This window comes from Frisingicoccus sp. (assembly GCA_016298055.1).
Taxonomy (GTDB): domain Bacteria; phylum Bacillota; class Clostridia; order Lachnospirales; family Lachnospiraceae; genus Frisingicoccus.
The window spans coordinates 1-26442 of sequence record JAEDDO010000012.1 but is presented as its reverse complement, the minus strand read 5'-3'; the positions used below and the strand labels follow the sequence as shown (position 1 = coordinate 26442).

22 protein-coding genes, 1 tRNA gene and 1 pseudogene are annotated in these 26442 nt (G+C 42.8%); 3 read left to right on the top strand and 21 right to left on the bottom strand.

Going from position 1 to position 26442, the window contains the following annotated elements:
- Positions 1–79: 79 nt before the first annotated feature.
- From gpmI to gap, 6 genes are all read right to left on the bottom strand, one after another.
- Positions 80–1624 carry a 2,3-bisphosphoglycerate-independent phosphoglycerate mutase gene (gpmI, locus tag QZZ35_RS02355; RefSeq protein ID WP_291235990.1) on the bottom strand — a complete coding sequence of 515 codons (1545 nt, stop codon included), beginning with the start codon at positions 1622–1624 and terminating at the stop codon, positions 80–82.
- A gap of 115 nt (positions 1625–1739) precedes the next feature.
- Positions 1740–3608, bottom strand: coding sequence for a heavy metal translocating P-type ATPase (locus QZZ35_RS02350; protein ID WP_291235989.1), 1869 nt, complete (start codon positions 3606–3608; stop codon positions 1740–1742).
- 12 nt (positions 3609–3620) lie between these two features.
- Positions 3621–3839 (bottom strand): cation transporter, encoded by a 219-nt coding sequence (locus QZZ35_RS02345; protein WP_291234043.1) that lies wholly within the window; start codon positions 3837–3839, stop codon positions 3621–3623.
- Positions 3840–3998: 159 nt separating this feature from the next.
- Positions 3999–4745, bottom strand: coding sequence for a triose-phosphate isomerase (tpiA, locus tag QZZ35_RS02340; protein WP_291235988.1), 747 nt, complete (start codon positions 4743–4745; stop codon positions 3999–4001).
- Positions 4746–4760: 15 nt separating this feature from the next.
- A complete protein-coding gene (locus QZZ35_RS02335; RefSeq protein ID WP_291235987.1) occupies positions 4761–5969 on the bottom strand; it encodes a phosphoglycerate kinase in 1209 nt (402 codons plus the stop codon).
- A gap of 107 nt (positions 5970–6076) precedes the next feature.
- Positions 6077–7093 carry a type I glyceraldehyde-3-phosphate dehydrogenase gene (gene gap, locus QZZ35_RS02330; protein WP_291235986.1) on the bottom strand — a complete coding sequence of 339 codons (1017 nt, stop codon included), beginning with the start codon at positions 7091–7093 and terminating at the stop codon, positions 6077–6079.
- A gap of 158 nt (positions 7094–7251) precedes the next feature.
- Between gap and QZZ35_RS02325 the strand changes: the two genes are divergently transcribed.
- On the top strand, positions 7252–8127 hold the full coding sequence (locus tag QZZ35_RS02325; protein ID WP_330635431.1) for a histidinol-phosphatase HisJ family protein: 876 nt from the start codon (positions 7252–7254) through the stop codon (positions 8125–8127).
- On the opposite strand, the gene QZZ35_RS02320 is transcribed toward QZZ35_RS02325, so the two are convergent.
- The 8 genes from QZZ35_RS02320 to QZZ35_RS02285 form a co-directional block, all read right to left on the bottom strand.
- Positions 8093–8881 (bottom strand): DUF975 family protein, encoded by a 789-nt coding sequence (locus QZZ35_RS02320; protein ID WP_291235985.1) that lies wholly within the window; start codon positions 8879–8881, stop codon positions 8093–8095. The two genes, QZZ35_RS02325 and QZZ35_RS02320, sit on opposite strands and share 35 nt — an antisense overlap.
- A gap of 19 nt (positions 8882–8900) precedes the next feature.
- A complete protein-coding gene (gene mnmA, locus QZZ35_RS02315) occupies positions 8901–9992 on the bottom strand; it encodes a tRNA 2-thiouridine(34) synthase MnmA (RefSeq protein ID WP_291235984.1) in 1092 nt (363 codons plus the stop codon).
- A gap of 3 nt (positions 9993–9995) precedes the next feature.
- The gene (gene nifU, locus QZZ35_RS02310) at positions 9996–10433 is read right to left on the bottom strand and encodes a Fe-S cluster assembly scaffold protein NifU (RefSeq protein ID WP_291234048.1); all 438 of its coding nucleotides are present in this window, start codon (positions 10431–10433) and stop codon (positions 9996–9998) included.
- 12 nt (positions 10434–10445) lie between these two features.
- The gene (gene nifS, locus QZZ35_RS02305; protein WP_291235983.1) at positions 10446–11633 is read right to left on the bottom strand and encodes a cysteine desulfurase NifS; all 1188 of its coding nucleotides are present in this window, start codon (positions 11631–11633) and stop codon (positions 10446–10448) included.
- Between the two features lie 22 nt (positions 11634–11655).
- The gene (locus QZZ35_RS02300; RefSeq protein WP_291235982.1) at positions 11656–12105 is read right to left on the bottom strand and encodes an RrF2 family transcriptional regulator; all 450 of its coding nucleotides are present in this window, start codon (positions 12103–12105) and stop codon (positions 11656–11658) included.
- 124 nt (positions 12106–12229) lie between these two features.
- On the bottom strand, positions 12230–14185 hold the full coding sequence (gene ligA, locus QZZ35_RS02295; protein WP_291235981.1) for an NAD-dependent DNA ligase LigA: 1956 nt from the start codon (positions 14183–14185) through the stop codon (positions 12230–12232).
- Positions 14178–14885, bottom strand: a complete 708-nt coding sequence (locus QZZ35_RS02290) for a pseudouridine synthase (RefSeq protein WP_291235980.1) — start codon at positions 14883–14885, stop codon at positions 14178–14180. Before QZZ35_RS02290 ends, ligA begins: the two co-directional genes overlap by 8 nt.
- Before the next feature lie 120 nt (positions 14886–15005).
- Positions 15006–15785: a hypothetical protein gene (locus QZZ35_RS02285; protein ID WP_291235979.1), complete on the bottom strand. Its 780-nt coding sequence runs from the start codon at positions 15783–15785 to the stop codon at positions 15006–15008.
- A 129-nt stretch (positions 15786–15914) separates the two neighbouring features.
- Between QZZ35_RS02285 and QZZ35_RS02280 the strand changes: the two genes are divergently transcribed.
- Together QZZ35_RS02280 and QZZ35_RS02275 are read left to right on the top strand one after the other, a co-directional pair.
- Positions 15915–15986, top strand: a tRNA-Arg gene (locus QZZ35_RS02280).
- A gap of 179 nt (positions 15987–16165) precedes the next feature.
- Positions 16166–16930 (top strand): transposase, encoded by a 765-nt coding sequence (locus QZZ35_RS02275; protein WP_291235978.1) that lies wholly within the window; start codon positions 16166–16168, stop codon positions 16928–16930.
- Between the two features lie 13 nt (positions 16931–16943).
- On the opposite strand, the gene QZZ35_RS02270 is transcribed toward QZZ35_RS02275, so the two are convergent.
- From QZZ35_RS02270 to QZZ35_RS02240, 7 genes and pseudogenes are all read right to left on the bottom strand, one after another.
- Positions 16944–18731: an MATE family efflux transporter gene (locus QZZ35_RS02270; protein ID WP_291235977.1), complete on the bottom strand. Its 1788-nt coding sequence runs from the start codon at positions 18729–18731 to the stop codon at positions 16944–16946.
- A 22-nt stretch (positions 18732–18753) separates the two neighbouring features.
- Positions 18754–20826, bottom strand: a complete 2073-nt coding sequence (locus QZZ35_RS02265) for a glycogen debranching protein (protein ID WP_291235976.1) — start codon at positions 20824–20826, stop codon at positions 18754–18756.
- A 13-nt stretch (positions 20827–20839) separates the two neighbouring features.
- Positions 20840–22321: a polyphosphate:AMP phosphotransferase gene (gene pap, locus QZZ35_RS02260; protein WP_291235975.1), complete on the bottom strand. Its 1482-nt coding sequence runs from the start codon at positions 22319–22321 to the stop codon at positions 20840–20842.
- A gap of 72 nt (positions 22322–22393) precedes the next feature.
- Positions 22394–22846 (bottom strand): NUDIX hydrolase, encoded by a 453-nt coding sequence (locus QZZ35_RS02255; RefSeq protein ID WP_291235974.1) that lies wholly within the window; start codon positions 22844–22846, stop codon positions 22394–22396.
- 79 nt (positions 22847–22925) lie between these two features.
- Positions 22926–24719 (bottom strand): peptidoglycan D,D-transpeptidase FtsI family protein, encoded by a 1794-nt coding sequence (locus QZZ35_RS02250; protein WP_291235973.1) that lies wholly within the window; start codon positions 24717–24719, stop codon positions 22926–22928.
- Positions 24664–26028 carry an FtsW/RodA/SpoVE family cell cycle protein gene (locus tag QZZ35_RS02245; RefSeq protein ID WP_291235972.1) on the bottom strand — a complete coding sequence of 455 codons (1365 nt, stop codon included), beginning with the start codon at positions 26026–26028 and terminating at the stop codon, positions 24664–24666. Before QZZ35_RS02245 ends, QZZ35_RS02250 begins: the two co-directional genes overlap by 56 nt.
- Before the next feature lie 18 nt (positions 26029–26046).
- Positions 26047–26442: pseudogene (locus QZZ35_RS02240) on the bottom strand (U32 family peptidase); the annotation flags it as partial.

Genomic DNA, 26442 nt, shown 5'->3' with positions numbered 1-26442 from the left:
ACTACTTCTGTTCATCGCAATTCACTTCTTATATCCTAAATAGAAATGAACGGTTTGTCAAGTGGATTTGGGGAAAATATCAAAAACTCTTCACTAGCAGAGACTTACCTGTCATTTCTGACGGCTGTTCCATGCCCATAAGTTCGATCAGAGTCGGTACGATATCTGCCAGACATCCGCCTTCACGAAGTTTGTAGGAAGGATCTGCATTTACAAGGATAAATGGCACCGGATTGGTTGTATGCGCTGTAAATGGCTCTCCGGTCGTCTCGTCGATGAGCTGCTCACAGTTTCCATGATCGGCACAGATAAACATAACACCCTCTTCTTCTTTTAAAGCCTCCACTGCACGTCCCACGCAGACATCCACAGCTTCCACAGCTTTGATGGCAGCTTCCTGCACACCGGTATGACCGACCATATCCGGGTTGGCAAAATTGATAATGATCACATCATATTTGCCGGAATGAATCGCTTCAACAAGCCGGTCACATACTTCATAGGCACTCATCTCCGGCTGAAGATCATAGGTGGCTACCTTCGGTGAGTTGACAAGAATACGATCTTCTCCCGGATTCGGTGCCTCTACGCCGCCGTTAAAGAAAAATGTGACATGGGCATATTTTTCGGTTTCAGCAATTCTGGCCTGTGTTTTTCCATGTTCAGCCAGATACTCGCCAAATGTTTCTGTGATGGAAACTTTATGGAAAGCGATCAGCTTATTCGGAATAGTCACATCATATTCTGTGAAGCATACATAAACCACATCGGCTCTTTCACCCCGGTCGAATCCGTCAAAATCATCACTGCAGAAAGCGCGTGTCAGTTCGCGGGCACGATCCGGACGGAAATTAAAGAAAATCACAGAATCCTTGTCATTTACAGTGGCTGTCGGTTTTCCGTCTTTTGTGATGACGGTAGGGAGCATAAATTCATCCGTTACTTCTTTTGCGTAAGAATCCGCTACAGACTGTACCGCATCTTCTGCCAGTTCACCTTTGCCGTAACGAATTGCCTCGTAGGCTTTCTGAACACGATCCCAGCGATTATCCCGGTCCATGGCATAATAACGTCCGGATACAGAGGCAATTGCGCCTGTACCGATTTCTTTAATCTTATTCTCAAGTTCTTCTACATAATCCTTTCCGGAAGCCGGAGGTGTGTCACGGCCATCAAGGAAACAGTGAACATAAACTTTTTCAAGACCATTTCTCTTTGCAAGTTCAAGAAGACCGTAAAGATGGGTATTATGACTGTGAACACCGCCATCGGACAAAAGGCCGAAAAGATGAAGTGAAGAATCATTCGCCTTGCAGTTGTTGACTGCCGCCATCAATGCTTCATTTTCAAAAAAAGTTCCATCCTGGATTTCTTTTGTGATGCGTGTTAATTCCTGGTAAACAATTCGTCCGGCACCAATATTGAGATGACCGACTTCAGAGTTTCCCATCTGACCTTCCGGAAGACCTACGGCCATTCCGCTGGCATATCCCTTTACAAAAGGATAATCTTTTTTGAGGCTGTCAAGAACAGGACTGTTGGCTTTAACTGCTGCATTGCCTTCTTCCTTATCATTCAATCCATAGCCGTCAAGAATCATTAATACTGTCGGTTTTTTATTCATGTTATCACCTGTTACTTTCTGAAATTATTATAACCTTTTATTGAAAAAATATTTCCCCACAATACTTATAGTATCAAAGGCCCTGTAAAATTACAAGGCCTTTCATAATCTTTCCTTATTTCATTTTCATAACTCTCATGGAATTTAAAATGGCAAGAACAGCCACACCCACATCTGCAAAAACCGCTGCCCACATATTGGCAATACCCATGGCACCTAAGATCAATATGATTCCCTTGACACTGAGGGCAAAAACAATATTCTGTGTGACAATGCCAAGTGTATTCCGGGCGATCCGGATAACCGATGCGATTTTTAAAGGATCATCGTCCATAAGAACGATATCCGCCGCCTCGATGGCTGCATCGGATCCCATACTGCCCATGGCAATACCGATGTCTGCACGGGAAAGGACAGGTGCGTCATTAATGCCGTCACCGACAAATGCCAGTTTTTCCTTATCAGAGAGAGAATTTAAAAGCTCTTCAACCTTTGTTACTTTATCTGCCGGGAGGAGATCCGCAAATACGGTATCGATACCAAGTTCCCTGGCAACTGCCTGACCCACATCTTCTTTATCTCCTGTCAGCATGACGCTCTTTTTCACACCGCTTGTTTTTAAAGCGGCCAGTGCTTCTTTTGCTCTTGGTTTGATCTCATCGGAAATGAGAACAGAACCGGCATAGACATGATCAACAGCCACATAGACAATGGTACCAATCTCTTTATTTTCTGTAAAATCAACCGCATATGTGTTCATCAGTTTTGCATTGCCTGCGAGAACGTTATGCCCGTCAATGAGGGCTTCGATGCCCTGTCCGGCAATCTCCTTAACATCTGTTACCCGTTCTGTATGGACAGGTTTTCCATAAGCCTGACGAAGGGCTGCTCCGATCGGATGTTCGGAATAACACTCAGCAAGTGCTGCCGTCTCAATCAGTTCCTGTTCCGCCATGGATACGGGATAAATACCATTGACTTTAAATTCGCCTTTAGTCAGCGTACCTGTTTTGTCAAAAACGATCGTGTTCATCTTTGCGAGTGCCTCAAGATAGTTACTTCCTTTAACAAGGACACCAATGCGGGATGCGGCACCGATGCCGCCGAAGAATCCTAACGGAACGGAGATAACAAGGGCACATGGACATGAGATGACGAGAAAACTGCAGGCGCGAAGCATCCAGTCCTGCCATCCGCCGCCGAGAACAATCGGAGGAATGACAGCCAATGCGGCTGCTCCGATGACAACGACCGGTGTATAGTAACGTGCAAATTTTGTAATAAAGTTCTCAACTTTAGCTTTTTTGCTGCTGGCATTCTCTACCAGCTCGAGAATCTTTGATACGGTGGAATCATCGAATTCCTTCGTGACGCGGACTTTGAGAAGGCCATTTCCGTTGACACAGCCGCTGATGATCTCTTCTCCCTCGGAAACCTTCCTTGGTACCGATTCACCTGTCAGGGCCGATGTGTCCACAAAAGAAGTTCCGGAAAGGACAATGCCATCCAGAGGAATACGTTCTCCCGGTTTGATGACAATGGTGCTGCCGATCTCAACATCATCCGGGTCGACCTGTTCGAGTTCACCGTTCACTTCAATGTTGGCATATTCCGGATAAATGTTCATAAGATCCGAAATAGACTGGCGTGACCGGTTGACAGCATAACTCTGAAACAACTCACCTACCTGATAAAAAAGCATAACGGCGACAGCTTCCTCATATTCCCGAACGGCAAATGCTCCAAAAGTGGCAATGCACATAAGAAAGTTTTCATCAAAAATCTGGCCATTGCGTATGTTTCTTACAGCACGATACAAAATATCCCATCCGACAATAAGATAAGGAATCAAAAACAAAAGGAATGCCAGAGGAAGACGGAAATTAAATTCCAGCTTTCCCATATGCTCAGCAATAAAAAGCGGTACAAAGATGAGTGCTGCAATAATAATACGGGCCAACATGTTCTTTTGTTTTTTTGTCATGATACCCTCCTCTTATAAGACGATCTGGCAGTCCGGCTCGACTTTATTGCAGACTTTTACGACTTCTTTCATAATACGGTCGAACTGATCTTCTTCGGCTGTGATGGTCATCTTCTGTGTCATGAAGCTGACGGAAGCATCTTCCACACCGTCGATCTTTTTAATTGCATCCTCCATTTTTGCTGCACAATTGGCGCAATCCAGGTCGATTAATTTAAATTTCTTTTTCATAATATATATCCCCTTTCAAAAATAGTTCATATGATTAATTGTTCATATATTTATATTATATATCTTTTGCACCAATAGTCAATAGTTTTCCTCAAAAATATGGACAAAAAAACAGCCCGATTGTATTTTTTACAATCGGACTGAATAGTATCGGAGTGATTATTTGTAGTTTACGATAGCTCCAAAATCTTTTTTAAGGCTGGCACCGCCGACAAGACCGCCGTCAATATCTGGCTGTGCAAAAAGTTCCGGTGCGCTTGCAGCGGATACGCTTCCGCCGTACTGGATGCGGATAGCTTCTGCTGTATCGGATCCGTAAAGCTCTTTGATGCACTGACGGATGGCTGCACATACTTCTTCTGCCTGTTCGGTTGTTGCCACCTTGCCTGTTCCGATAGCCCAGATCGGTTCATAAGCGATGACAGCTTTTGCAGCCTGATCAGCTGTAACATTCAGGAAAGCAATTTTAATCTGCTGACGGATCCAGTCAATGGTGATTCCCTGCTCTCTCTGAGTCAGAGATTCGCCGCAGCAGATGATCGGAGTTAATCCGTGTTCAAAAGCTTTAAGCACTTTTTTGTTTACAGTTTCATTTGTTTCTGCAAAATATTCACGGCGTTCGGAGTGACCGAGAATAACATATTCCACACCTGCGTCTGTCAGCATATCCGGTGCGATCTCACCTGTAAAAGCACCCTTTTCTTCAAAGTACATATTTTCAGCACCGATATGGATATTTGTTCCTTTGCATGCCTCTACAGCAGGGATAATATCGATGGCCGGTACACAAAATACAACATCAACGTCTTCGCTGACAACTAATGGTTTTAATTCTTCAATCAGAGCAACAGCCTGAGAAGGTGTCATGTTCATTTTCCAGTTTCCTGCAACAATTTTTCTACGCATATTTCAAATCCTCTCTTATTTATCGTCAGCTGCTACAACACCAGGTAAATCTTTTCCTTCAAGGAATTCCAGAGATGCACCGCCGCCTGTGGAGATATGTGTCATCTGATCTCCAAATCCAAGCTGGTTAACTGCAGCTGCGGAATCTCCGCCGCCGATAATCGTTGTTGCATCTGTTTCAGCCAGAGCTTTTGCAACAGCAATCGTTCCTTTTGCGAGAATAGGATTCTCAAATACACCCATCGGTCCGTTCCATACAACGGTCTTTGCACTCTTTACGGCATCTGCATATTTTTCTGCAGTTGCTGTACCGATATCAAGACCCTGCATATCTGCCGGAATCGCATCTGCAGGTACAACAGTTACAGGGATTTCGGCATCGATTGGATTTGGGAAATCCTTTGCAATTGTTGTATCGATAGGTAAGTAAAGATTCTTTCCAAGTGCTTTTGCCTTGTCCATCATCTCTTTACAGTAATCAATTTTAGAATCATCTACTAAAGATGTACCGATCTCATAGCCCTGAGCTTTGAGGAATGTGTAAGCCATACCGCCGCCAATGATCAAAGTATCGCATTTTTCAAGCAGGTTGGAAATAACGTTGAGTTTGTCTGCAACTTTAGCACCGCCTAAAATAGCAACAAAAGGTCTTACCGGGTTGTTAACTGCATTTCCGAGGAAATCGATTTCTTTCTGCATCAGGTAACCTACAGCACATGTATCTACATATTCTGTAACACCTACGTTTGAGCAATGTGCACGGTGTGCTGTTCCAAATGCGTCGTTAACGAAAACATCACAGATAGAAGCAAGATCTTTGCTGAAGGCTTCGCCGTTCTTTGTCTCTTCGATACGGTAACGTGTGTTTTCAAGAAGGATCACATCGCCCTCTTTCATAGCTTCCACAGCAGCCTTTGCATTCGGTCCGACAACTTCGTTGTCAGCAGCAAATTTTACTTCCTGACCGAGTAATTCGGAAAGTTTAACAGCTACCGGTGCAAGCGAAAGTTCCGGTTTTGGTTCACCCTTTGGTTTTCCGAGATGAGAACATAAAATAACTTTTCCACCGTCATTTATTAATTTTTTGATTGTAGGAAGAGCGGCTGTCAGACGGTTTGTGTCTGTAATAACACCATCTTTTAACGGAACGTTAAAATCGCAGCGGCAAAGTACCCGTTTTCCTTTTACATTGATATCATCAACAGATTTTTTATTTAATCCCATGGCTTTCTGCCTCCATATTTTTATTTTTTGCCGGGACATAAGTTTTTGTCCCGATAATACTTAAAAAGATCCGGCCCTTTGGACCGGACCTTTATGGTCAAGCTGAATTATGCTAATTCAGAGAAATATTTGATTGTACGAACCATCTGGCTTGTATAGCTGTTTTCGTTATCATACCAGGATACAACCTGAACTTCGTATAAATCATCAGAAATCTGGCAAACCATCGTCTGTGTTGCATCGAACAGAGAACCATATGTCATACCAACGATATCGGAAGATACGATCTCATCTGTATTGTAACCGAAGGATTCGTTAGCAGCTGCTTTCATAGCTTCATTGATACCTTCTTTTGTTACGCCTTCTTTTTTAACAACAGCTGTTAAAATAGTTGTAGAACCTGTTGGTGTAGGAACACGCTGAGCGGAACCGATGAGTTTGCCGTTCAGTTCAGGAATTACAAGACCGATAGCTTTTGCTGCACCTGTGGAGTTTGGAACGATATTCACTGCAGCTGCACGAGAACGTCTTAAATCACCTTTTCTCTGTGGGCCGTCAAGTGTCATCTGATCACCTGTATATGCATGGATTGTACACATGATACCGGACTGGATCGGTGCATATTTATTTAATGCATCTGCCATAGGTGCCAGACAGTTTGTTGTACAGGATGCTGCAGAAATAATAGTATCTTCTGCTTTTAATGTTTCATGGTTTGTGTTGTAAACGATTGTTGGTAAGTCGTTTCCAGCTGGTGCGGAAATAACAACTTTACGAGCACCTGCATTGATATGAGCCTGTGCTTTATCTTTGGATGTGTAGAATCCGGAACATTCAAGAACAACGTCAACCTTTAATTCGCCCCATGGACAATTGTTTGCATCCGGGAAAGCATAGATACGGATTTCTTTACCGTCAACTGTGATGGAATCTTCACCTGCTGTAACCTTATCAGCCAGTGCATATCTTCCCTGTGAAGAATCATATTTTAACAGGTGTGCCAGCATAGCCGGGCTTGTTAAATCGTTGATTGCCACAACTTCATATCCCTCAGCACCAAACATCTGACGGAATGCTAAACGTCCAATACGTCCAAATCCATTAATTGCTACTCTTACTGCCATAGTATACTTCCTCCTCAATATAAATATAAATTAAGATACTTCTATTTTACCCAATTCATGAATAAAATTCAAGTTAATTGTTAATATTCTGCTAATTGTTTGACATCTTGTACAAAGTCTACTATATTTAGTTTAAACAAAACAAGGAGGTTCGACAAATGATCACAAGTGATATTCATATGCACTCAGCTTTTTCTTCGGATTCAGAAAGTTCCATGGAATCGATGATTGAGGGAGCCATTGAAAAAGGGGTAAAGACGATATGCTTTACAGAACATCTGGATTACGAATATCCGCCGGAAGACGGTAAAGTTATTTTTGAAGTGGATCTGGATGCCTATCAAAAAAAAATAAAGGAATTACAGGATGTTTACAGAAAGCAAATCGAGGTTCTCTTTGGAATCGAATTTGGTCTGATGCCCCATCTGGCCGACAGATATGAAAAAATAGCCGAAAGTTATGATTTCGATTTTATCATCGGTTCTTCCCATCTTATTCCGGCACCATGGTATAAAGAAGATATAGACTATATACAAAAATACGGGAAAGCCCCGGTTTCGATGATCCACGGTGATCCTTATGAGAAAAGATTCTGGGAAGATCGTTCAGTAGAAGAAATCTGCGGAAAATATTTTCAGACAATCGTGGACAACATTGCTGCCTTCAAAAATTTTGATACCTATGCCCACATTGACTATCTGATTCGTTATGCTCCCCGGAAAAATGAAAATTATACTTATAAAATGTATAAAGAAATTCTCGATGAGGTTTTAAAAGCAATTATTCGTGAGGGACTGGCTTTAGAAATTAATACAGCCGGTTACAAATACGGTCTCGGACAGCCAAATCCTCAGGCGGATATTTTAAGCCGGTACCGGGAACTTGGCGGTGAAAAGATCACCATCGGCTCGGATGCTCATAAACCGGAGCATATTGCTTATGACTTTAAAAAAGCCGAGGATCTTTTAAAAAGTCTCGGCTTTAAATACTATACAATTTTTAGAAAACGTCAGCCTCAGAAGATGCCTTTATAAAAGGATCTCTTAAAACGGCATAAAGTTCTGCTTCGGTTGCTTCACGGTAAGGAAGCGTATAGAAAATATCTGTCAGTCCAAAGGTGATCGCACCGAGCAGGGCCCATCCGAAAAATGAGAGATCTAAAATAAAGATATTCAGCTTGTGTCCCTGTGTCATATCTTTACTGAGCTGGATGGCATCCTTTGTGGAAAGATTCGGGGTTTCGGAAAGAATATAAGGTACCATCCGGTAAGAATAACTCTTGACGATTCCCGGAATGATAAAGAGCAATGTCCAGAGAAACGTATAAAGTTTTACAAAAAACATGGTCTTTACTACCGGCACAAAATAATCTTTGTTAAAAGGAAAAGCCAACTCTCCCACACTCATTTTTTCTTTTCGGCTCCTGTAAAAGAAACTTGCCATTCCCACATACAGAGGATTAAAAATAAAATAATTTAAAGCAATCTGAAGCAGGATGATGATCACCGCATAAAAAGCTAATCCGGTTGATAAAAAAGCGGAAAGCATGCCCATTCCCGATTCAGAGAGGACGTAACGTTCAACGTAGTCCTGTGTCTGGGATACGGCAGCATCCTGTTCATAAACGGTATTTCCGTTAATCTTGTAGGTTGCTGTCGGTGCTGTACCTCCATTGCCTGTTAAAAACTGGAGTACTAAAATAATAAAACATACCGCCACTGCTGACCAATAATACCGCTTAAAACTGACTTTCGCACGCTGTTTTAATTCTGAACGTGTCCACATCATATAGCAATCCCTCTTTTCGTTATTTCAAAATGTTTTCGATAATTCCGCCACCGACAACATGGTCACCGTCATACATGACAAGAGCCTGACCCGGTGTGATGGCACGCTGAGGTTCATCAAATGTACAGCGGAGCAGACCGTCTTTTGTCATGGATACGGTTGCCATGGCTCCCGCGTGGGCATAGCGGACTTTTGCATGAACACGCACTTCTTCTCCCGGTTTCGGGCATTCCACAGACATCCAGTTCACATTCGAAGCAGTAAGGGATGAACGGAACACATCCTCGTTATTACCGATAACGACTTCATTCGTCTCCGGACGGATTTCCGTGACAAATACGGGATGGCCCATAGACAGATTCAGTCCTTTTCTCTGGCCGATCGTATAGTGGGTAATACCTTTGTGTGTACCAATGATATTCCCTGCCTGATCGACAAAATTGCCTTCCGGAAGTTTCTTGCCCGTATATTCGTACAGGAATTTCTGATAATTTCCATCAGGTATAAAACAGATATCCTGACTGTCCGGTTTGGAAGCAACCGGAAGTCCAAAATCCTCGGCAATCTTTCGAATCTCATCCTTTGTGTAATCGCCTACCGGCATGAGTGTACGGGATAACTGTTCCTGAGTCAGATTGTAAAGTGCGTAGGTCTGATCTTTGCGTGAAGGGGCTTTCTTTAACGTATAACGACCATTCGGAAGTTTGACGACCCCTGCATAGTGACCGGTGGCAATATAATCACCGCCGATGGAAAGAGCTCGATGTAAAAGGGCTTCCCACTTCACATAACGATTGCATCGAATGCAGGGATTCGGGGTACGCCCCCGAAAATATTCCTGCACAAAATCTTCTATGACCCAGTCTTTGAATTCCTGCTTAAAATTCATAACATAATAAGGAATATCCAGACGATCTGCCACACGCCGGGCATCATCCACCGCACTAAGTCCGCAGCATCCGCCGTTTTCTTCCTGGATGGCCTGCTCTTCGTCCTGCCAGATCTGCATCGTTACACCGACCACATCATAGCCCTGTTGTTTCAGAAGAAGAGCCGCCACAGATGAATCCACACCTCCGGACATCCCCACAATGACTTTTTTATTGCTCATAGATTAATAATCTTCTTCCTCTTCTTCTTCTCCGATATCGGACTTTGGTTTTGAAAGACCTTCAATCTTGATGCCGTTTTTCTCAGCATAATCCCACAGAGCCGCATGAATTGCTTCTTCTGCAAGAAGTGAACAGTGTACTTTTACCGGAGGCAGACCGTCAAGGGCTTCCATAACAGCCTTGTTGGTAACTTCAAGAGCTTCATAAATTGTTTTGCCTTTGACAAGTTCTGTTGCCATACTGCTTGTAGCAACAGCTGCACCGCATCCGAATGTTTTGAATTTTACATCCTGAATAACCTGGTTTTCGTCGATATCAAAATAGATACGCATAATATCTCCGCATTTTGCGTTTCCAACAGTTCCCACACCGCTGGCATTCTCAATTTCTCCTACATTTCTTGGATTCTGGAAATGATCCATTACTTTTTCACTGTACATATTTTAATCCTCCTATTTATGTGCCTTTACAAAATCTTCGTATAATGGTGACATTGATCTCAAACGTTCGACAATGCCTTTAATCTTTTCAACAACATAGTCCATTTCTTCACGGGTATTGTCTTCGCCCAGTGTCAGACGCAGAGAACCGTGAGCGATCTCGTGCGGCAGACCGATGGCAAGAAGAACATGGGACGGATCAAGAGATCCGGAAGTACAGGCAGAACCGCTGGAACCGCAAATGCCTGCCATATCCAGCATGATAAGAAGGGATTCACCTTCAATAAACTGGAAACTGAAGTTGGCGTTATTCGGAAGACGGCGTTCTCTGTCACCGTTCAGGCGTGTGTACGGTACTTCGGCAAGAATACGGTCGATGAGATAATCTCTCAGTTCGGTTTCCTGTTTGATGCGTTTGTCCATCGTTGCTATTGCAATTTCGACAGCTTTACCAAAGCCGACAATGCCCGGTACATTCTCTGTTCCGGCCCGGCGTTTACGTTCCTGTGCACCGCCGTGGATAAAGGAACGGATCTTTACACCCTTGCGGATATAGAGAAAACCGATGCCTTTCGGACCATTCAGTTTGTGTCCGCTGGAACTGAGCATATCAATATTTAATTCGTCAACATCGATCGGTATCTGTCCGAAAGCCTGGACAGCATCTGTATGAAAAAGGATACCGTGTTCTCTGGCAATTGCTCCGATTTCTTTGATCGGCTGAATTGTACCGATTTCATTATTGGCAAACATGACAGAGATTAAAATTGTTGTCGGACGGATTGCTTTCTTTAATTCGTCAAGTTTAATGATACCGTTTTCATCCACATCGATATAAGTTACTTCATATCCGCGCTCTTTCTCAAGATATTCGCATGTGTGAAGAATGGCATGATGTTCGATTTTTGATGTGATAATATGGTTTCCTTTATTCTTGTAAGCTTCAGCTGTTGCAACAAGTGCCCAGTTATCTGCTTCTGAACCGCCGGCTGTAAAATAAATGTTGGCAGCGTCTGTTCCAAGTGCTTTGGCAATCGTCTCACGGCTATGTGTGACCGCGGATTTATTTTTGGAACCAAGTTCGTAAACCGTGGAAGGGTTTCCATAATTTTCTGTAAAATAAGGCAGCATTGCTTCGACAACTTCCGGACGTGTCGCTGTTGTAGCGGCATGATCCAGATAAATCACTTTGTTATCCATTTTTTTCGTCTCCATTCATTAATTATTTTGAACAATAGGCTTTTTGTCCTTTTTGCTCTGTCATTCCGTCACTGTTGAGTACAAGTTCCTCCAAAGTTATGGCATCCATCGTATCATTAATACTATTATTAATACGCTTCCATACATATTTTGTGACACAGGAACCGTACTTCGCACACTGACTTTCACTGTCGGGACAGTCCACAATGACCATATTCCCTTCAAGTGCCCGAAGGACATCGCCTACAGAGATATCTTCGGCAGGTCTGGATAATTGATAACCGCCATTTGTTCCTCGAATACTGTGTACTAAACCGGCTTTTTTTAATTTGGCAAAAAGCTGTTCCAGATAACTCTCAGACAATTCCTCTCTGGCGGCAATTGTGCTGATGGAAACCGGCTCATCTTTTGCGTACATAGCCAGAGCCACAGCTGCTCTCAGACCATAACGGCCCTTTGTTGAAAGTTTCATCCTCTCACCTCAAATATATCCGACTAAATTACTCGGATTTATGGTCATAGAATACCACTGAATTTCACGGCTGTCAATACAGTTTTTCTCAATTATACTGTAAATTGACAGCCGATGTACTTCTTTACTGCAATAATTTAAGAAAATCATCTTCGGTTAAGATCGGGATGCCAAGTTCCCTTGCTTTTTTGTTTTTTGATGATGTGGATTCGGCATCATTATTGATCAGATAGTGGGTTTTTGAGGATACGGAACCGGCAACCTTTCCGCCCTTTGATTCAATGAGACTTTTGAGCGCATTGCGGTTGGAAAAATGATGGACACTGCCTGTGATGACAAAGGTTTTTCCTTCAAAAATCTTTGAATCTTCAGATATTTCTTCTTTTTCCAATTGAATCTCCTTGAGAAGTGCATCTGCTTCTTTCCGGGATTTTTCATTCGAGAAAAAGGCTTCAAAGTTTCTGGCGATAACCGGTCCGATGCCTTCAATTGCTGTCATATCTTCTTCGGATGCAGACATGATGGCTTGAATATCGTCCTTAAAATATCGGCAGATAAGTTTCGCATTGGAAAGGCCCACACCGCTTATTCCAAGGCTGTAAATAAAACGCGCCGTCGGTATCTTCTTTGATTTTTCGATTGCCTGAATAAGGTTTGTATAAGATTTTTCTCCCATACCTTCCATACCGATAATTTCATCTTTATACCGGTCAAGATGAAAAATATCTTCCAGACTCTGGATAAAACCTTTCTGGACAAATTTTTCCAGTGTTGCCTCTGAAAGGCCTTCGATATTAAAGGCATCCCGGGAAACAAACAGAGTCAGCCGTTTGATGTGTTTCGCTTCGCATTCCGGATTCGGACAGGTAAGGACTTTGACATCATTTTCTTTTAAAATTTTTGTCGGCTGGTGGCAGACCGGGCAAAGTGACGGGATTTCAAGCGTGCCGCTTCGTGTCAGATTTTCACTGATCTGGGGAATGATCATATTGGCTTTATAGACCAGCAGCTCATCACCCAGGCCTAACTGGAGACTCTCCACAATGCTGACGTTGTGAATACTTGCTCTTGAAACGGTCGTTCCTTCCAGCTGTACCGGTTCGAAAATGGCCACAGGATTGATAAGTCCGGTTCGTGAGGCGCTCCACTCTACTTCCAGCAAATGGGTTTTTTCGGTTTCATCTGCCCATTTAAAAGCGATCGAATCTCTCGGAAATTTTGCGGTTGCGCCGAGCGACCGGCTGTAGGCAATGTCATCAAAGGTGAGAACAAGCCCGTCGGAAGGAAGGTCATTTGTCTCTATATGTTCGGAAAACCACAAAACAGTGTCTTCGATATTCTCCTTGTTGACAATTTTATATTCAACCGTCTCAAATCCCTGACTCTGCAGCCATTCCATCTGTTCTTTCCGGGAATTTGTTTCAATATCCGGATTCTGTCTGACCAGAGTAAATGCGAAGAAGAAAACACTTCTTTTTGAGGTGATCTCATTGTTTAACTGGCGCACAGAGCCGCTGCACAGATTTCTCGGATTTTTATATTTGGCATCGACGGAATCGATGGATGCGTTGATTTTTTCAAAATCCGAATATTTAATCACAGCTTCACCGCGAAGGACCAGTTCACCTCTGTAAGGGATCCGATGGGGAATATTCTTAAAAACTTTTGCATTATTTGTGATGACTTCGCCTGTGATGCCGTTTCCTCGTGTGACGGCTTTAAAGAGTTCACCGTCCCGGTAAGTAAGAACGATGGTAAGACCGTCCAGTTTCCAGGATAAAAGTCCGGTGTGATTGCCGATCCATGTCTGCAGTGCCGAAACATCCTTTGTTTTGTCGAGAGACAACATGGGCGATTCATGGTTTTCTTTCGGAAGATCACTTAATACCTCATATCCTACATGAATCGACGGGGAATCTGCCAGGGTGACGCCGGTCATTTTCTCAAGTTCCAGCAGTCGGTCATATCCTTTATCATATTCATAGTTTGTCATTATTTCGCGGGATTCCTGGTAATAGGCACGGGATGCAAGATTCAGTTCCTTTACCAGTTCGCGCATCTCACGGATCAAATCACTCATGAGACAACCCTCCTCTTAATGTTTTCAGTTCATGACCTTTGACTTCGCGCCATTCCCCTTCTTTAAGGTCTCCCAGCTCAATATTCATAATGCGGATACGTTTTAATGTAACCACCCGATATCCAAAATATGCGCACATGCGGCGGATCTGGCGGTTAAGACCCTGGGTCAGGATAATTCGGAAGGTGTAGGCGTCGATTTTCTTGATTTTACACGGACGGGTTTTCTGTCCCAGTTCTTCAAGCCATACCCCCTGGCTCATACCCCGGAGAAAATCTGCCGTTATCCGGCTTTGAACACGGACCTCATATTCCTTTTCATGATAGTTGCGGGCTTTTAAAACCGAATTCATAAGCTCACCGTCATTTGTCAGAAGAATAAGACCGGTGGACTCCTTATCAAGACGGCCTACCGGGTAAACGCGCTGCGGATAATTTAAATAGTCAATAATATTATCTTTCTCTTTGCTTGAACAGACAATACCTGCCGGCTTATTCATGGCAAGAAGGATCTTTTTCTCTTCATCTCCATTTACTTTTCTTCCGTCAAAATAAATGTCCTCTGTTCCGTCAACTTTTTCACCCATCGATGCTGTGTGACCGTTGATCGAAACTTTACCCTCTTCTATGTATCGGTCAGCCTCTCTACGGGAACATATGCCCTGAGCGCTTAAATATTTGTTTAATCGGATTTTTTCCATTCTTCCTGTCATTCCTTTTCTTTGTTAATTCATACTCAATGAAAGAAAAAGGTTTCTATTCCTCATCATTGGCAATAGAAACCTTTTGTCCGCTGTAAATATGCCGGATAAAATCTTTTATTATTCAGCAGCCACCGTTTCTGCAGTTTCTTCCGGCTGGGATTCTGTCTGATCTGTGGATGTTTCCGTCTGGGACTCTCCTGTTTCAGGCAGACTTTCTGTTTCCGGTGTAGAAAGACCGTTAACAAAATTTTTCAGTGCTTCATCCTTGGCACATGCTTCTTCTTTCTCATGATATACGGTTGTCATGAGTTCGACCACTTCCTCATCCTCATATAACTGCTGAATATACTGGAGTGTTGCTGCGTCATATTCGTAGGCACCTGTTGAAGGATTTTTCTCACCGCGGTAAATGTAAAGCGCTCCCTCCGGTGAAGTTTTTACGTACACCATCGTAAGATTCGGTACAGTTGTGCTGATATCATGAATCTTCAAGTGATCATAGATAAAAACAAAGTAAGAGTTTTCTTCAAGACCGCGTTTCGTATAACAGGTCGTATTCGAATAACCTTCAATGACTTCTGAAGTAGATGAAAGAACATCACTGCTGATCGTATCTTCTGTATTATAGACCTCCTTCAGACTGTTGACATCTCCGTTTGTCAGTGCATCACGGTACTTTTTGATCAGAAGATTAACTTCCGGATACTTATCCTTCAATAAGTGATCCTTTGAAATCTCATCTTCACTGATAACAACACTCTCAGAAGGCTGGTCCGCCTGTGTCTTTGTCTCTTTGGATTTATCTTTCACGGAAAAAATAATACCGGCAATTCCTGCTGCGATGACTATAATCGATAAAATAACAATAAGTACTGTCTTACCAGGGCTTGTCTTCATAATATTCCTCCTTTTTATCTCTCTCATTGTATCAAAAAACCCCTATCCCGTCAATGGGGACGGTGGTTTCCTTTATTTTTGTTCAAAAAGGCATTGCAATTTTCAAAATAATATAGTAGAATACTACTTGCACCCGTAGCTCAGTGGATAGAGCAATGGCCTCCGGAGCCATGTGCGTGGGTTCGATTCCCGTCGGGTGCGTTTTCCATTGGGGACGGTGTTTCTGGCTTTTTTATTGTCCCTTATGGCTCTAAGTTTTTTCTTATATTCATCTCATCAGGCTATTTTAACAGATTGAAAGCAATGGCCTGTTTTTTTTATTTATTACATTTCTTTTCAACGATTTTTCCAAATTAATCCAATTAAAAAAGGAGTTTTTTATGCCGAGAAAAGCAAGACAACAGAGCAGCTTGTGTACTTACCATGTCATTTTGCGCGGTGTCAATCAGCAAATTATTTTCGAAGATCGGTATGATTATTTACAATTCATTGATATTTTGAAATATTATAAAGAAATATGTCATTTTAAGCTGTATGCCTATTGTTTGATGGATAATCACGTTCATCTGCTCATACAACATACAAGCGTTAATCTTGACATTATTATGAAAAAAATAGAAGTGAAATTTGTCCGATGGTATAACCAAAAATATGAGCGCACAGGCTACTTATTTCAAGACAGATACAAGAGCGAACCTATCAATGATATGATTTATTTCAAAACGGTATTTCGATATATTCATCAAAATCCTCTTCTTGCGGGACTCGAAACGGCACCGGGAACTTACCCATGGAGCAGTTACCACGATTATGCCGTTTCGAATACTTCTTTTATTGATATTGATACAACGTTGACTCTGTTTTCAGATCATGTAGAATGCATCCAATACCTGCACACGATTTCGGAACAAAGATGTTTAGAGTATTATCCCTCTTCGCGTCTTTTTGATCAAGATGCTCTCAAAATCATTCAAACAATCACATCCTGTAATTCCCCTTCGGATTTCCAGCATCTGGAACTTTTTCAAAGAAACGCGTATCTAAAACAATTATCAAAATTGGGGATTTCGGTACGTCAGCTCAGCCGTCTCACCGGTATTTCCAGAACCGTGATCAGTTCCGCAATAAAACAAGTTGATCGATGAATGGGTAATTAAATTAATGAGCCGAGCCACAAACTCCGTCCCCAATGGTAATTGTCAAAACATTCAGACCAATATTGTTTTTGTAATCGATATCGGATGCCAGTTTTCCGATCATTCGGATACCGATATTTTTTAACGGATCTTCAGGGAAGTACTGTTCCATTCGTGATTTTGGATCGAATTGCTGACAGTCATCTCTTATTTTGAGAATAACCTTTCCTTCTTTATACATCAGGCGGATATCAATGGAATTTTTCTTTGATGGTTTAAAGCCGTAGGTTACAATGTTTCCTGCCATTTCCTCCATGCACAGGCCTGCAATGTAGCTGTATTTTGGATTTATACCTTTTTCATCGCAGAAATCAACGATTTTCTCTGAAATATTGATAACATCCTCCATAGAATGCAGTGTAAATGCCATTCGATCTTCCGGCGGTATACAAGATGCTTTATCCATCTTAAGCCAGTCTTCCGGACGGAAGGTGATTTTGCCGCTTTTTATGAACACGGAGATGGCGATGAGGATAAGGCATAACAGATCACTTGCCGAAAAAGAAAGCCATACGGCATCACATCCAAAGAATGGTGCTGCGACCATTGCGATACCTGCCATAATGAGATTTTCCGCAACGCTTAAAACATTTGTAAATGTCATCTGTCCCTGGCTCTGGTATATTTTGGTGAAAATATTAAAAATCGCATTGAATACAAGAAAGCCCGGGAAAAGTATCAGCATCCGGCGGGTAAGAAGCCAGACAGCTTCGCCTTTTGTATAGAAAAGGCTGGCTATAGGCCCTGAAAAGGCAATAATCGCTGCCATTCCTATGACAGTCACAAAGATACCGATTCTGAGAGATTGTTTCAAAACCTGCTTCATGGATTCCTGGTCTTCTTCGCCATAATAAATGCCGCTGAGCATCAAAGTGGTTCCTCCAATGCCGCTCGGGAGTGCACCGACAAAACTGCAGACATTTCCCTGAACAGCCATTGCCGCCGCTGCGTCAAGTCCGCCTACCGATAAAAGGGTCGCATTCATCGAATAAGCTTTGATCGTAGCACCGATGGTAAACATGGCTGACGGCATTCCAAGAATTGCTGCTTCTCCGAGACGTCCGAAACAGAAATTACCAAATTGAAAATAGACAGTCTGATCTTTTTTCAAAAAACTTATAAAAAGCAGGATGCCTGTAACGAGATGGCTGATTGATGTGGCAAGTCCCATGCCGAAAGCACCCATCTGGAGTACGCATACGAGCAGAATATCCAGTCCCACATTGAGACCACCCATGATGCCCATACCGATGTAGGAAAGTTTTATCTTATTATTGAGGGATAAAAAGCACATGAGCATATTCATCATGACCTGGCCGACCAATCCAAAGGAAATACCAAAGATGTATTGTGCAAGAAAATCCCGGCTTTGACCTGTGGCTCCCAGAAATCCTGCCAGAGGATACCGGAAAATGATCATGAGCGCAGAAAAAATAATGCTGATACTTCCTAAAAATACAACACAGGTGGAGAACAGGGAAATTAATTTTTTTGATTCACCCTGTCCGATATGTTTACAGCAAAGGATCTGGGCACCCACACTGATCACGTAGGACAATCCGAAAATGGTCATGACCGGAGAGAATAATCCCATGGCCGCCATAACCTCTTTGCCGAGAAAATTTCCTGCAATAATACTGTCGACCAGTGTATTTAAGGCTGCTACGATCGCAACCATAACCTGCACCGGAAGCAGTTTAATATATATTTTTTTAATGATGTCACTGTTCGTCATCTTATTTGTTGACATAGCTGATGGTTCCCTCCATAATCTAACGTTTTCCAATCAATACCATAAGACTTCTTGATGTAAGTTTTATGGTCTGTCCGACAGACGGATGGTCATCGTGATTGTTGTCAGCGGAGTAAAGATATTTGTACCACTTCATTCCTTCAGGAAGATCCGGAAGAATCATCTCATGTTCTTCCCAGTGAGCGTTGACACCGCAATAGATAAATGTATCTTCAGATACTTTAAAATCGGACACAGGTTCTGCGTACATAAACCCGAAAACATGAAAAGGTCTTCCCATATCAAGCATCCACGGCTTTTCACTGTGGAAAGATAATTCCGGATATCCGCTGCCGTTATGTCCGGAAAAATGGGATTCTTTTCGAAGCACCGGATGTTCGTTTCTAAGGCGGATCATCGAGCGATAAAAATCAAAAACATCTTTATGGGTGTCGAGATCATCCCAATTCAGCCAGGAGATTGGTCCGTCCTGACAGTAGACGTTGTTGTTTCCATCCTGAGTGTTGCGGAATTCATCACCGGACAGAAGCATTGGAACACCTCTACTCAGTAAAAGAAGAGCACATGCGTTTTTGACCTGACGATTTCGAAGCGCTTCAATCTCAGGATTTTTTGTCGGACCCTCTTCTCCGCAGTTCCAGCTCACATTACTGTCAATGCCGTCACGATTGTATTCCCCATTGGCCATGTTGTGTTTCCAGTTATAAGAGACCATATCATTCATTGTAAAACCGTCGTGGCAGGTCACATAATTGACTGTAGCGTGAGTTTTTCGATTCGGATAAATATCCGGTGATCCCTGCAGACGGTAAATTAACTCCGGTCCCACATAGGCATCACTCTTTATGAAATGCCGGATACATTCACGAAACTGGGCGTTCCATTCGGCCCATTTGTCCGGAGCCGGAAAACTTCCTACCTGATAAAGACCGGCTGCATCCCAAGCTTCTGCGATCAGTTTTGTCTTTGCAAGAATCGGATCATGCGCCAGTGCTTCCAATAAAGGCGGATTGGCCATAGGATTTCCCTTCGTATCTCTGGATAAGATCGGTGCCTCATCAAATCGGAAACCATCGATATGGTAATTGGATACCCAGTAACGCAGACAGTCGAGAATATGATTTCTCACGACAGCATTATTGCAGTTGACCGTGTTGCCGCAGGCACTGTAATTGCAGTATTCTCCATGCTCATCAAGCAGATAATATGTACGGTTATCAATTCCCTTGTAATTGATGGTAGGACCGTCGCTGCCCCTTTCTCCGGTATGGTTGAAAACAACATCCAGAATGACTTCGATTCCGTTTTTATGAAGTTGTTTAACCATGTTTTTCAATTCGTCAGCAGCAAGCGCATAAGGTCCGGAAGCGGCATAGCCGGATTTCGGAGCAAAAAAGCAGAGCGTTGAATAGCCCCAGTAGTTATAAACCCGATGTCCATCTACAATCTGTTTCATCTCCATCTCGTCATATTCGAAAATAGGGAGCAGTTCAATACAGTTTACCCCGAGTTCTTTCAAATATGGGATTTTCTCAACAATACCCGCAAAGGTTCCTTTTCTTTTAATACCGCTTTTTGGATCTGCCGTAAATCCACGGACATGCAGTTCATAGATGATCAGATCCTCCATAGGAATTTCCAGCTGGCGGTCATCTTCCCAGTCAAAATCTTCCCGGATGATCCTTCCTCTCCATGAAACAGGGTCTTCATTTTTACCCCAGATATCCCGCCCGGATACCAGTTTTGCATAAGGATCAAGAAGCTGATCTTCGGATCGGAACCGATAGCCCTTTTCCGGATCCCATCTGCCGTCAAAACTGTAGGCATATTCCAGAGTCTCCGGATTCTGGTCGTAAACGATCATAGAATAATTATTTCCGACCCGAAAGGCTTCCGGAAAGGGAAGTCTTGCATAGGGTTCCTTCTCACCGGCATGAAACAGTAAAAGGGTACATCCTGTTGCATCTGCCGAGTTGATGGAAAAATTGATGCCGCCATTTTCCATCAGGGTGGCTCCGAACGGAAGAACATGTCCTCCGCGTACACTTATTCCGTCAATTTCCGTCGTTGGGAATTCATCAATTCTTTTCATAAAAATCTCCTCTTTATTTTAATTTTTCTTCAATAGCCTCAATGACCGTCTCGAGTACTTTGACACGGGCATAAAGTTTATCGTTGCCTTCCACAATGACCCATGGGGCATAACTGGTGGATGTTCTTAAAATCATCTCGTCAACCGCTTTTACATAGTCATCCCATTTTTCACGGTTTCGCCAGTCTTCTTCTGTGATCTTCCATTGTTTTGCCGGATTTTCCATCCGCTCTTCAAAACGGCGTTTCTGTTCATCCGGATCAATATGCATCCAGAATTTAATAACAATGGCACCCGCATCAGCGAGCTGAGCTTCCATCCGGTTAATTTCATTATATGCCCGTTTCCACTCCTCTTCTGAGCAAAAACCTTCAATTCGTTCGACCATGACACGGCCGTACCAGCTGCGGTCAAAAATAGCCACATGTCCGGCTTTCGGCATATGAGTCCAGAAGCGCCAGAGATAATGATAACCTTTTTCTACAGTATTCGGTGCGGCTACCGGGATTACTTCGTATCCGCGGGGATCCATCATCTTTGTCAGCCGGCGTATGGCACCGCCCTTTCCTCCCGCATCCCATCCTTCAAAACAAAGTACCATAGGAATTCTGCGTTTGTAAAGTTCACTGTGAAGAAGAGACATGCGTTTTTGAAGTTCATTGCATTTTTTCTTATAAACCGTTTTTGTCAGAGATTTTGACAGATCGATACCGTCAAGTACAGAGGATGAAAAATCAAAAACAGCTTCTGATCTTGTTTCATCTGCAGGATGCTTCGCTTCTTTTTCTTCTCTGTCGAGTCTCTCCGAAAGAATATCCGCTACGGTGGAAAGAATTTTGACTTTTGCATACTCCCTGTCTGTGGCCTCAACGATGGTCCACGGAGCAAAGGATGTATCCGTCTTCTGTATCATCTCATCATAAGCTTTCAGCCATTTATCATAGTCACGATTGTGTTTCCAGTCTTTTTCATGAACGCGCCATTCCGTTTCTTTATTGGATTCAAGATTTCGAAAACGTTTTGCCTGTTCTTTCTGAGAAATGTGGAGGAAAAATTTGATGATAAGCATGCCGTCCTTTGTCAGATCTTCTTCGAAATCCAGAATGTCCTGGTAAATATTATCCGATGGAACTTTACCTTCATTTTCAACACAGGATTTTACTTTTTTCTTATACCAGCTGCGGTCAAAAATGTGAATTCGGCCTTTTTCCGGAAGTTTTGTCCAGAAACGCCATAAATAAGGGCGCATTGTTTCTTCTTCGACGGGTTTTTGAATCGTGAAAACTTTGAAAGATCTTGGATCCATCGGTTGGATCAGTTCATTGATCAATGTTCCTTTTCCGGAAGCACCAAAGCCTTCGAACAGGATGATCACCGGAATTTTCGCATCTTTTTGTCTGCGTTGAAGCAGAGACAGTCTCGGCTCAAGCTCTTTCATAATGTGTTTATATTCTTTTTTCGACATTTTCTTTTCAAGGTTCATTTTTTCCAGCATCCTAACTACCTTCTTTCTTTAATAAAGTGAAAAAATCAGGATTCCAAGATAGAATCCTGATTCACATCTTTCTCAGAAATATTTTTTATTTCCCCACAAGTTACTCTTCTTAAGCTCAATATATTCATTATAAGCTTTTTCGAGTATCTGTTTCTCATTCGAAAATTTTAACAAATGATAGGCCTCGTGGTATTTATAATATCCTGAGTCCACAAAATATTCCTCACGTTGTGGTCTGCTGTGATAACTGTCGGACATCATCAGATACCAGTGTACGTCTTTGACGATTAAATCCTGAGAAGTGCTGAATGTATATTGACTTTTCCCAACATATTTAATAATTGAGGCGTTTACCCCTGTCTCTTCCCGTACTTCCCTGATAGCTGTTTCTTTGTATTCTTCACCTTCCTCAACAGTACCTTTTGGCAACACCCATCCTTCATACTTGTTTCGATAATTTTTATAAAGCAGAAGAATCTTGCCTCTGAATATAACCACACCGCCACAGCTTGTTGCTTCTGTCATGGTTGTACCTCCATATTCCGGGTGTGTTTCTCTCTTTGTTATAAGTATACAACCATTTACGGACAAATACAACAAAATTTTATCGGTTCAGGTAATTTTGAAGCAGTGCATTTGCAACCGGAAGTGCACTTTCATAATATCCCTCATCATTTTCAACAAGAACGCAGATGGCAATCTTCGGCTGTTCCGCCGGTGCATAACCGATAAACCAGGAGTTATCGCCTCTGCCGCTGACTTCGGCTGTTCCTGTTTTACCAGCCACCGTATAACCGTAGCCGGAAAGGGAAGATGCTGTACCGTATTCTGTAACACCTTCCATGAGCTGACTGAGAAGATTCGCTTCCTGAGTTGAGAGAATCTGGTCATAAGCTTCCGGAAGAAACTTTTTGACCCGGCGTCCGCCGCCGGCCGTCACAATGGAATCCACCATGTAAGGTTTCATCAGATTACCTCCGTTGGCAATGGCGGATGTGATCATCGCCATCTGAAGCGGTGTGACCTGGGTATGGCCCTGTCCGATGGATGTAGCGGCAACATCCCAGTCTGAGGCATTTTCTGACATATTGAACGCACTCTTTGTGTGTGGCAGGGATGTCGGGAGCTGTTGGTTAAATAATAAACTTTCACATGTTTCCTTCAAAAGATTTTCAGGCAGGGAGAGACCGATATTTCCAAAGGATGAATTACATGAGTAAGCATAAGACTCCCAGAAATTTTCTCCTCCATGAACAGTATGATCAAAACAGGAAATATACTCTTCACCGCCAAGATTGATCTGCCCTTCACATGTGTAGTAATAATTATTGTAGTCGGCACCCGAACGGATATAGGCGAGTGAAGTCAGTGTTTTAAAAATCGATCCGGGTATAAAAAGACCGGAAGTGACTTTATTAAGAAGCATGTCGTTGCCTTCCTCGGACACAATCGTATCATAATCCCATACAAGCGTATTCGGGTCATAATCCGGTTTCGATACCATGGCAAGGATTTTTCCGGTTGTAGGTTCGATGGCAATCACCGCACCATCATTATATCCAAGGGCATTGTAGGCCGTTTCCTGAAGTGCGGTATCCAGTGTGGTGACCACCTGATCCCCCTGATTTTTTCCGCCGCGGATATCGTTGAGTGCATTGAGCAGCGGATTACCATTCGATTGAAGCATATAAAAATTCTGGGCCAGTTCGACACCGGACTGATTGATATCCGATGTTCCGACGGCATGTGAAAAAATGCGTCCCATAGGATAATAGCGGCTTTCATTTCCGTTCTCATCGACGATGGTTTCTGCCAGAACGGTACCGTCGCTGGCCAGAATATTTCCGCGGATAATGGAGTCGGCAAAGGAATTGATGCGCACATTGTAGGCACTGTTTATTACATCTTTGCTGACAAAGGCATTAAAATAAACAAAATATCCGATCATCAGGACAAAAAGGGCCGCAAACACATAGGTGACTGCCAGAATCTCCGGATTCTGACTGCGTCTTTTTTTTCTGTCCTCTTTTTTTACACGGATTTCTTCCGGTGTCAATTCTAATTTCTTTATACGTTTTTTTTCAGAAACCGGTACATCCGGAGATTTCGGAGTTTTTGGCGTTTTTGGCGCCTGTCCGGACGGGGCTTTTTCTGTATTCGATTCTTTTTTTCTCTGTCTGGATGAAGCCGGCAGCGGTTCCTGGATAAGATCTTCGTCGAAAAGACCTAATTCATCGTAATCCGGACGAAATTCGAAATCCTCGTCTTCCAGAGGAAGATCCATAAAAACTTTTGTGTCTCCCATCTGTGAACCTGTATCGTCTCCCAAATCCGGCAGATCATCAATATTTATTTTGTGAACACTCTTCTTCGGTTCCTTCGTTTTGTCTGTTTTCAAGGATATACACCTCTCTTTGTCGCAGCAGGTAAAGACCCTGGATGACTGCAAAAATAATGATTGTCGATAATACACTGCTTCCGCCATAGCTGATCAGAGGCATGGTAACACCGGTATGAGGAATAAGTTTTATAACACCGCCGATACACAGGAAAAGCTGTATACCGTACGCAGTACTTAATCCCATAGCTACAAGCTTATAAAAAGGTTTGACCAGCTGAAGGGATATATTGATAAACATTAAAAAGCAGCTGAAATAGACGAGGATAAGACAGATTGCAAACAATGCACCCATCTCCTCGGAAATTGCGGAAAAAACAAAGTCACTGACAACAACAGGAATGGTATTCGGCTTGCCTTTAAAAAGTCCCATACCGAACCATCCTCCGGTGCCGATGGCAAACAAGGACTGGGCAATCTGATAACCGGCATCGTTATAGTTGCCCCACGGATCTTTCCATGCGATCACACGTGTACGTACATGAGCAAACAGCTGATAGGCAACGACTGCCGCCCCACTGCCTGCCGCCAGACCAAGCGCCATGTAACGGAACTGGCGTGTGGCCACATAAAGCATGACCAGATAAGTAATAAAAAAGATTACAGCGGCACCAAGGTCCTTTTCAATGACAAGGACAAGAACATATACGGCGGCTGCCGCTGTTGTGATCACAATCTGGCGAAAGCTTGTATCTCTTGCCAGCATGGCCGCAATGAAAAATACGAAAACAATCTTTGCAAGTTCGGATGGCTGAAGGCTGAAACCTCCGATCGAAATCCAGTTTGTTGCTCCGTACATACTTTTTCCGAATACAAATACGGAAGCGATCATGAGAAAACCGAAAATCCCTAAAAATTTTCCCCATTTGTCAACAACACGTACCCTTAAGATAAAGGCGGGAATGATCAGGCTGATACAGACTGCAGCCACAGCGATGGCAAACTGTCGTATAGCCATATCAAAATCCAGACGGGTCAGAATGACAAAGCCGACCATCAGAAGATAACACATATTATTAATGATGAGTCGGGAAGCATTCTTATAAACCGTACCGTAAACAATGAGGGTTACGAGAAATAATACGACCTGAGCGGCATAAAAATAGAGCATTTTCATATCTTTTGTCATCAGATAAATGATCAGATAACAGATAAAGTGTATGAAAAACATTAAAACATTCTGTACGATATAGACATGTCCCCGGTCATATTCATGGCGGTCACTGAATACAGTGAAACATTTCATGGCGTAGGAAGCCGCCAGAATCGCCAATATATATTTTGAAATATGAATAATGACATTGACCATAAAATTCTTTTCGTCTCCTTATTCAATTCCACGGGTAAAATGCCCGCGGGTAAAGTCTTTCAGTATATTGTCAGCATTAATTTCCCGGATATAGATATTTCTGAAACTTTCAAGCAGCGCCTTGATCTCGGATCCGCTTTCCATTGTAAAATGCATTCGAAAGGCGGATGGGTGTAAGGTGAGTAATTCCTTCTTTTTGTCCATAAGCATTGTCGGAAGTCCGTTATAAATCCGGTTGTAACAGAATTCACATTCATTATAGGCATAAAAATGTTTGTGCTGACGGTCTGTTAATTGTAACATCTCCGGACGTTTTGTACAACCTTCAAGTGTTCTTTTAATACACTGGGCGGATACCATCAGAGTCTGGTGACCGTAAACCGTCAACTCCATATCCCTGCATCCAAGTGTTCT

What these genes read in the sequence shown, in the direction of transcription:
- gap (WP_291235986.1), bottom strand. Translation starts at nt 7,093, where the DNA reads ATGGCAGTAAGAGTAGCAATTAATGGATTTGGACGTATTGGACGTTTA.
- tpiA (WP_291235988.1), bottom strand. Translation starts at nt 4,745, where the DNA reads ATGCGTAGAAAAATTGTTGCAGGAAACTGGAAAATGAACATGACACCT.
- QZZ35_RS02255 (WP_291235974.1), bottom strand. Translation starts at nt 22,846, where the DNA reads ATGACAGAAGCAACAAGCTGTGGCGGTGTGGTTATATTCAGAGGCAAG.
- QZZ35_RS02300 (WP_291235982.1), bottom strand. Translation starts at nt 12,105, where the DNA reads ATGAAACTTTCAACAAAGGGCCGTTATGGTCTGAGAGCAGCTGTGGCT.
- QZZ35_RS02325 (WP_330635431.1), top strand. Translation starts at nt 7,252, where the DNA reads ATGATCACAAGTGATATTCATATGCACTCAGCTTTTTCTTCGGATTCA.
- QZZ35_RS02245 (WP_291235972.1), bottom strand. Translation starts at nt 26,028, where the DNA reads ATGGTCAATGTCATTATTCATATTTCAAAATATATATTGGCGATTCTG.
- QZZ35_RS02285 (WP_291235979.1), bottom strand. Translation starts at nt 15,785, where the DNA reads ATGAAGACAAGCCCTGGTAAGACAGTACTTATTGTTATTTTATCGATT.
- QZZ35_RS02290 (WP_291235980.1), bottom strand. Translation starts at nt 14,885, where the DNA reads ATGGAAAAAATCCGATTAAACAAATATTTAAGCGCTCAGGGCATATGT.
- mnmA (WP_291235984.1), bottom strand. Translation starts at nt 9,992, where the DNA reads ATGAGCAATAAAAAAGTCATTGTGGGGATGTCCGGAGGTGTGGATTCA.
- ligA (WP_291235981.1), bottom strand. Translation starts at nt 14,185, where the DNA reads ATGAGTGATTTGATCCGTGAGATGCGCGAACTGGTAAAGGAACTGAAT.
- pap (WP_291235975.1), bottom strand. Translation starts at nt 22,321, where the DNA reads ATGCTGGAAAAAATGAACCTTGAAAAGAAAATGTCGAAAAAAGAATAT.
- gpmI (WP_291235990.1), bottom strand. Translation starts at nt 1,624, where the DNA reads ATGAATAAAAAACCGACAGTATTAATGATTCTTGACGGCTATGGATTG.
- QZZ35_RS02345 (WP_291234043.1), bottom strand. Translation starts at nt 3,839, where the DNA reads ATGAAAAAGAAATTTAAATTAATCGACCTGGATTGCGCCAATTGTGCA.
- QZZ35_RS02350 (WP_291235989.1), bottom strand. Translation starts at nt 3,608, where the DNA reads ATGACAAAAAAACAAAAGAACATGTTGGCCCGTATTATTATTGCAGCA.
- QZZ35_RS02335 (WP_291235987.1), bottom strand. Translation starts at nt 5,969, where the DNA reads ATGGGATTAAATAAAAAATCTGTTGATGATATCAATGTAAAAGGAAAA.
- QZZ35_RS02270 (WP_291235977.1), bottom strand. Translation starts at nt 18,731, where the DNA reads ATGTCAACAAATAAGATGACGAACAGTGACATCATTAAAAAAATATAT.
- nifU (WP_291234048.1), bottom strand. Translation starts at nt 10,433, where the DNA reads ATGTACAGTGAAAAAGTAATGGATCATTTCCAGAATCCAAGAAATGTA.
- QZZ35_RS02320 (WP_291235985.1), bottom strand. Translation starts at nt 8,881, where the DNA reads ATGATGTGGACACGTTCAGAATTAAAACAGCGTGCGAAAGTCAGTTTT.
- QZZ35_RS02275 (WP_291235978.1), top strand. Translation starts at nt 16,166, where the DNA reads ATGCCGAGAAAAGCAAGACAACAGAGCAGCTTGTGTACTTACCATGTC.
- QZZ35_RS02265 (WP_291235976.1), bottom strand. Translation starts at nt 20,826, where the DNA reads ATGAAAAGAATTGATGAATTCCCAACGACGGAAATTGACGGAATAAGT.
- nifS (WP_291235983.1), bottom strand. Translation starts at nt 11,633, where the DNA reads ATGGATAACAAAGTGATTTATCTGGATCATGCCGCTACAACAGCGACA.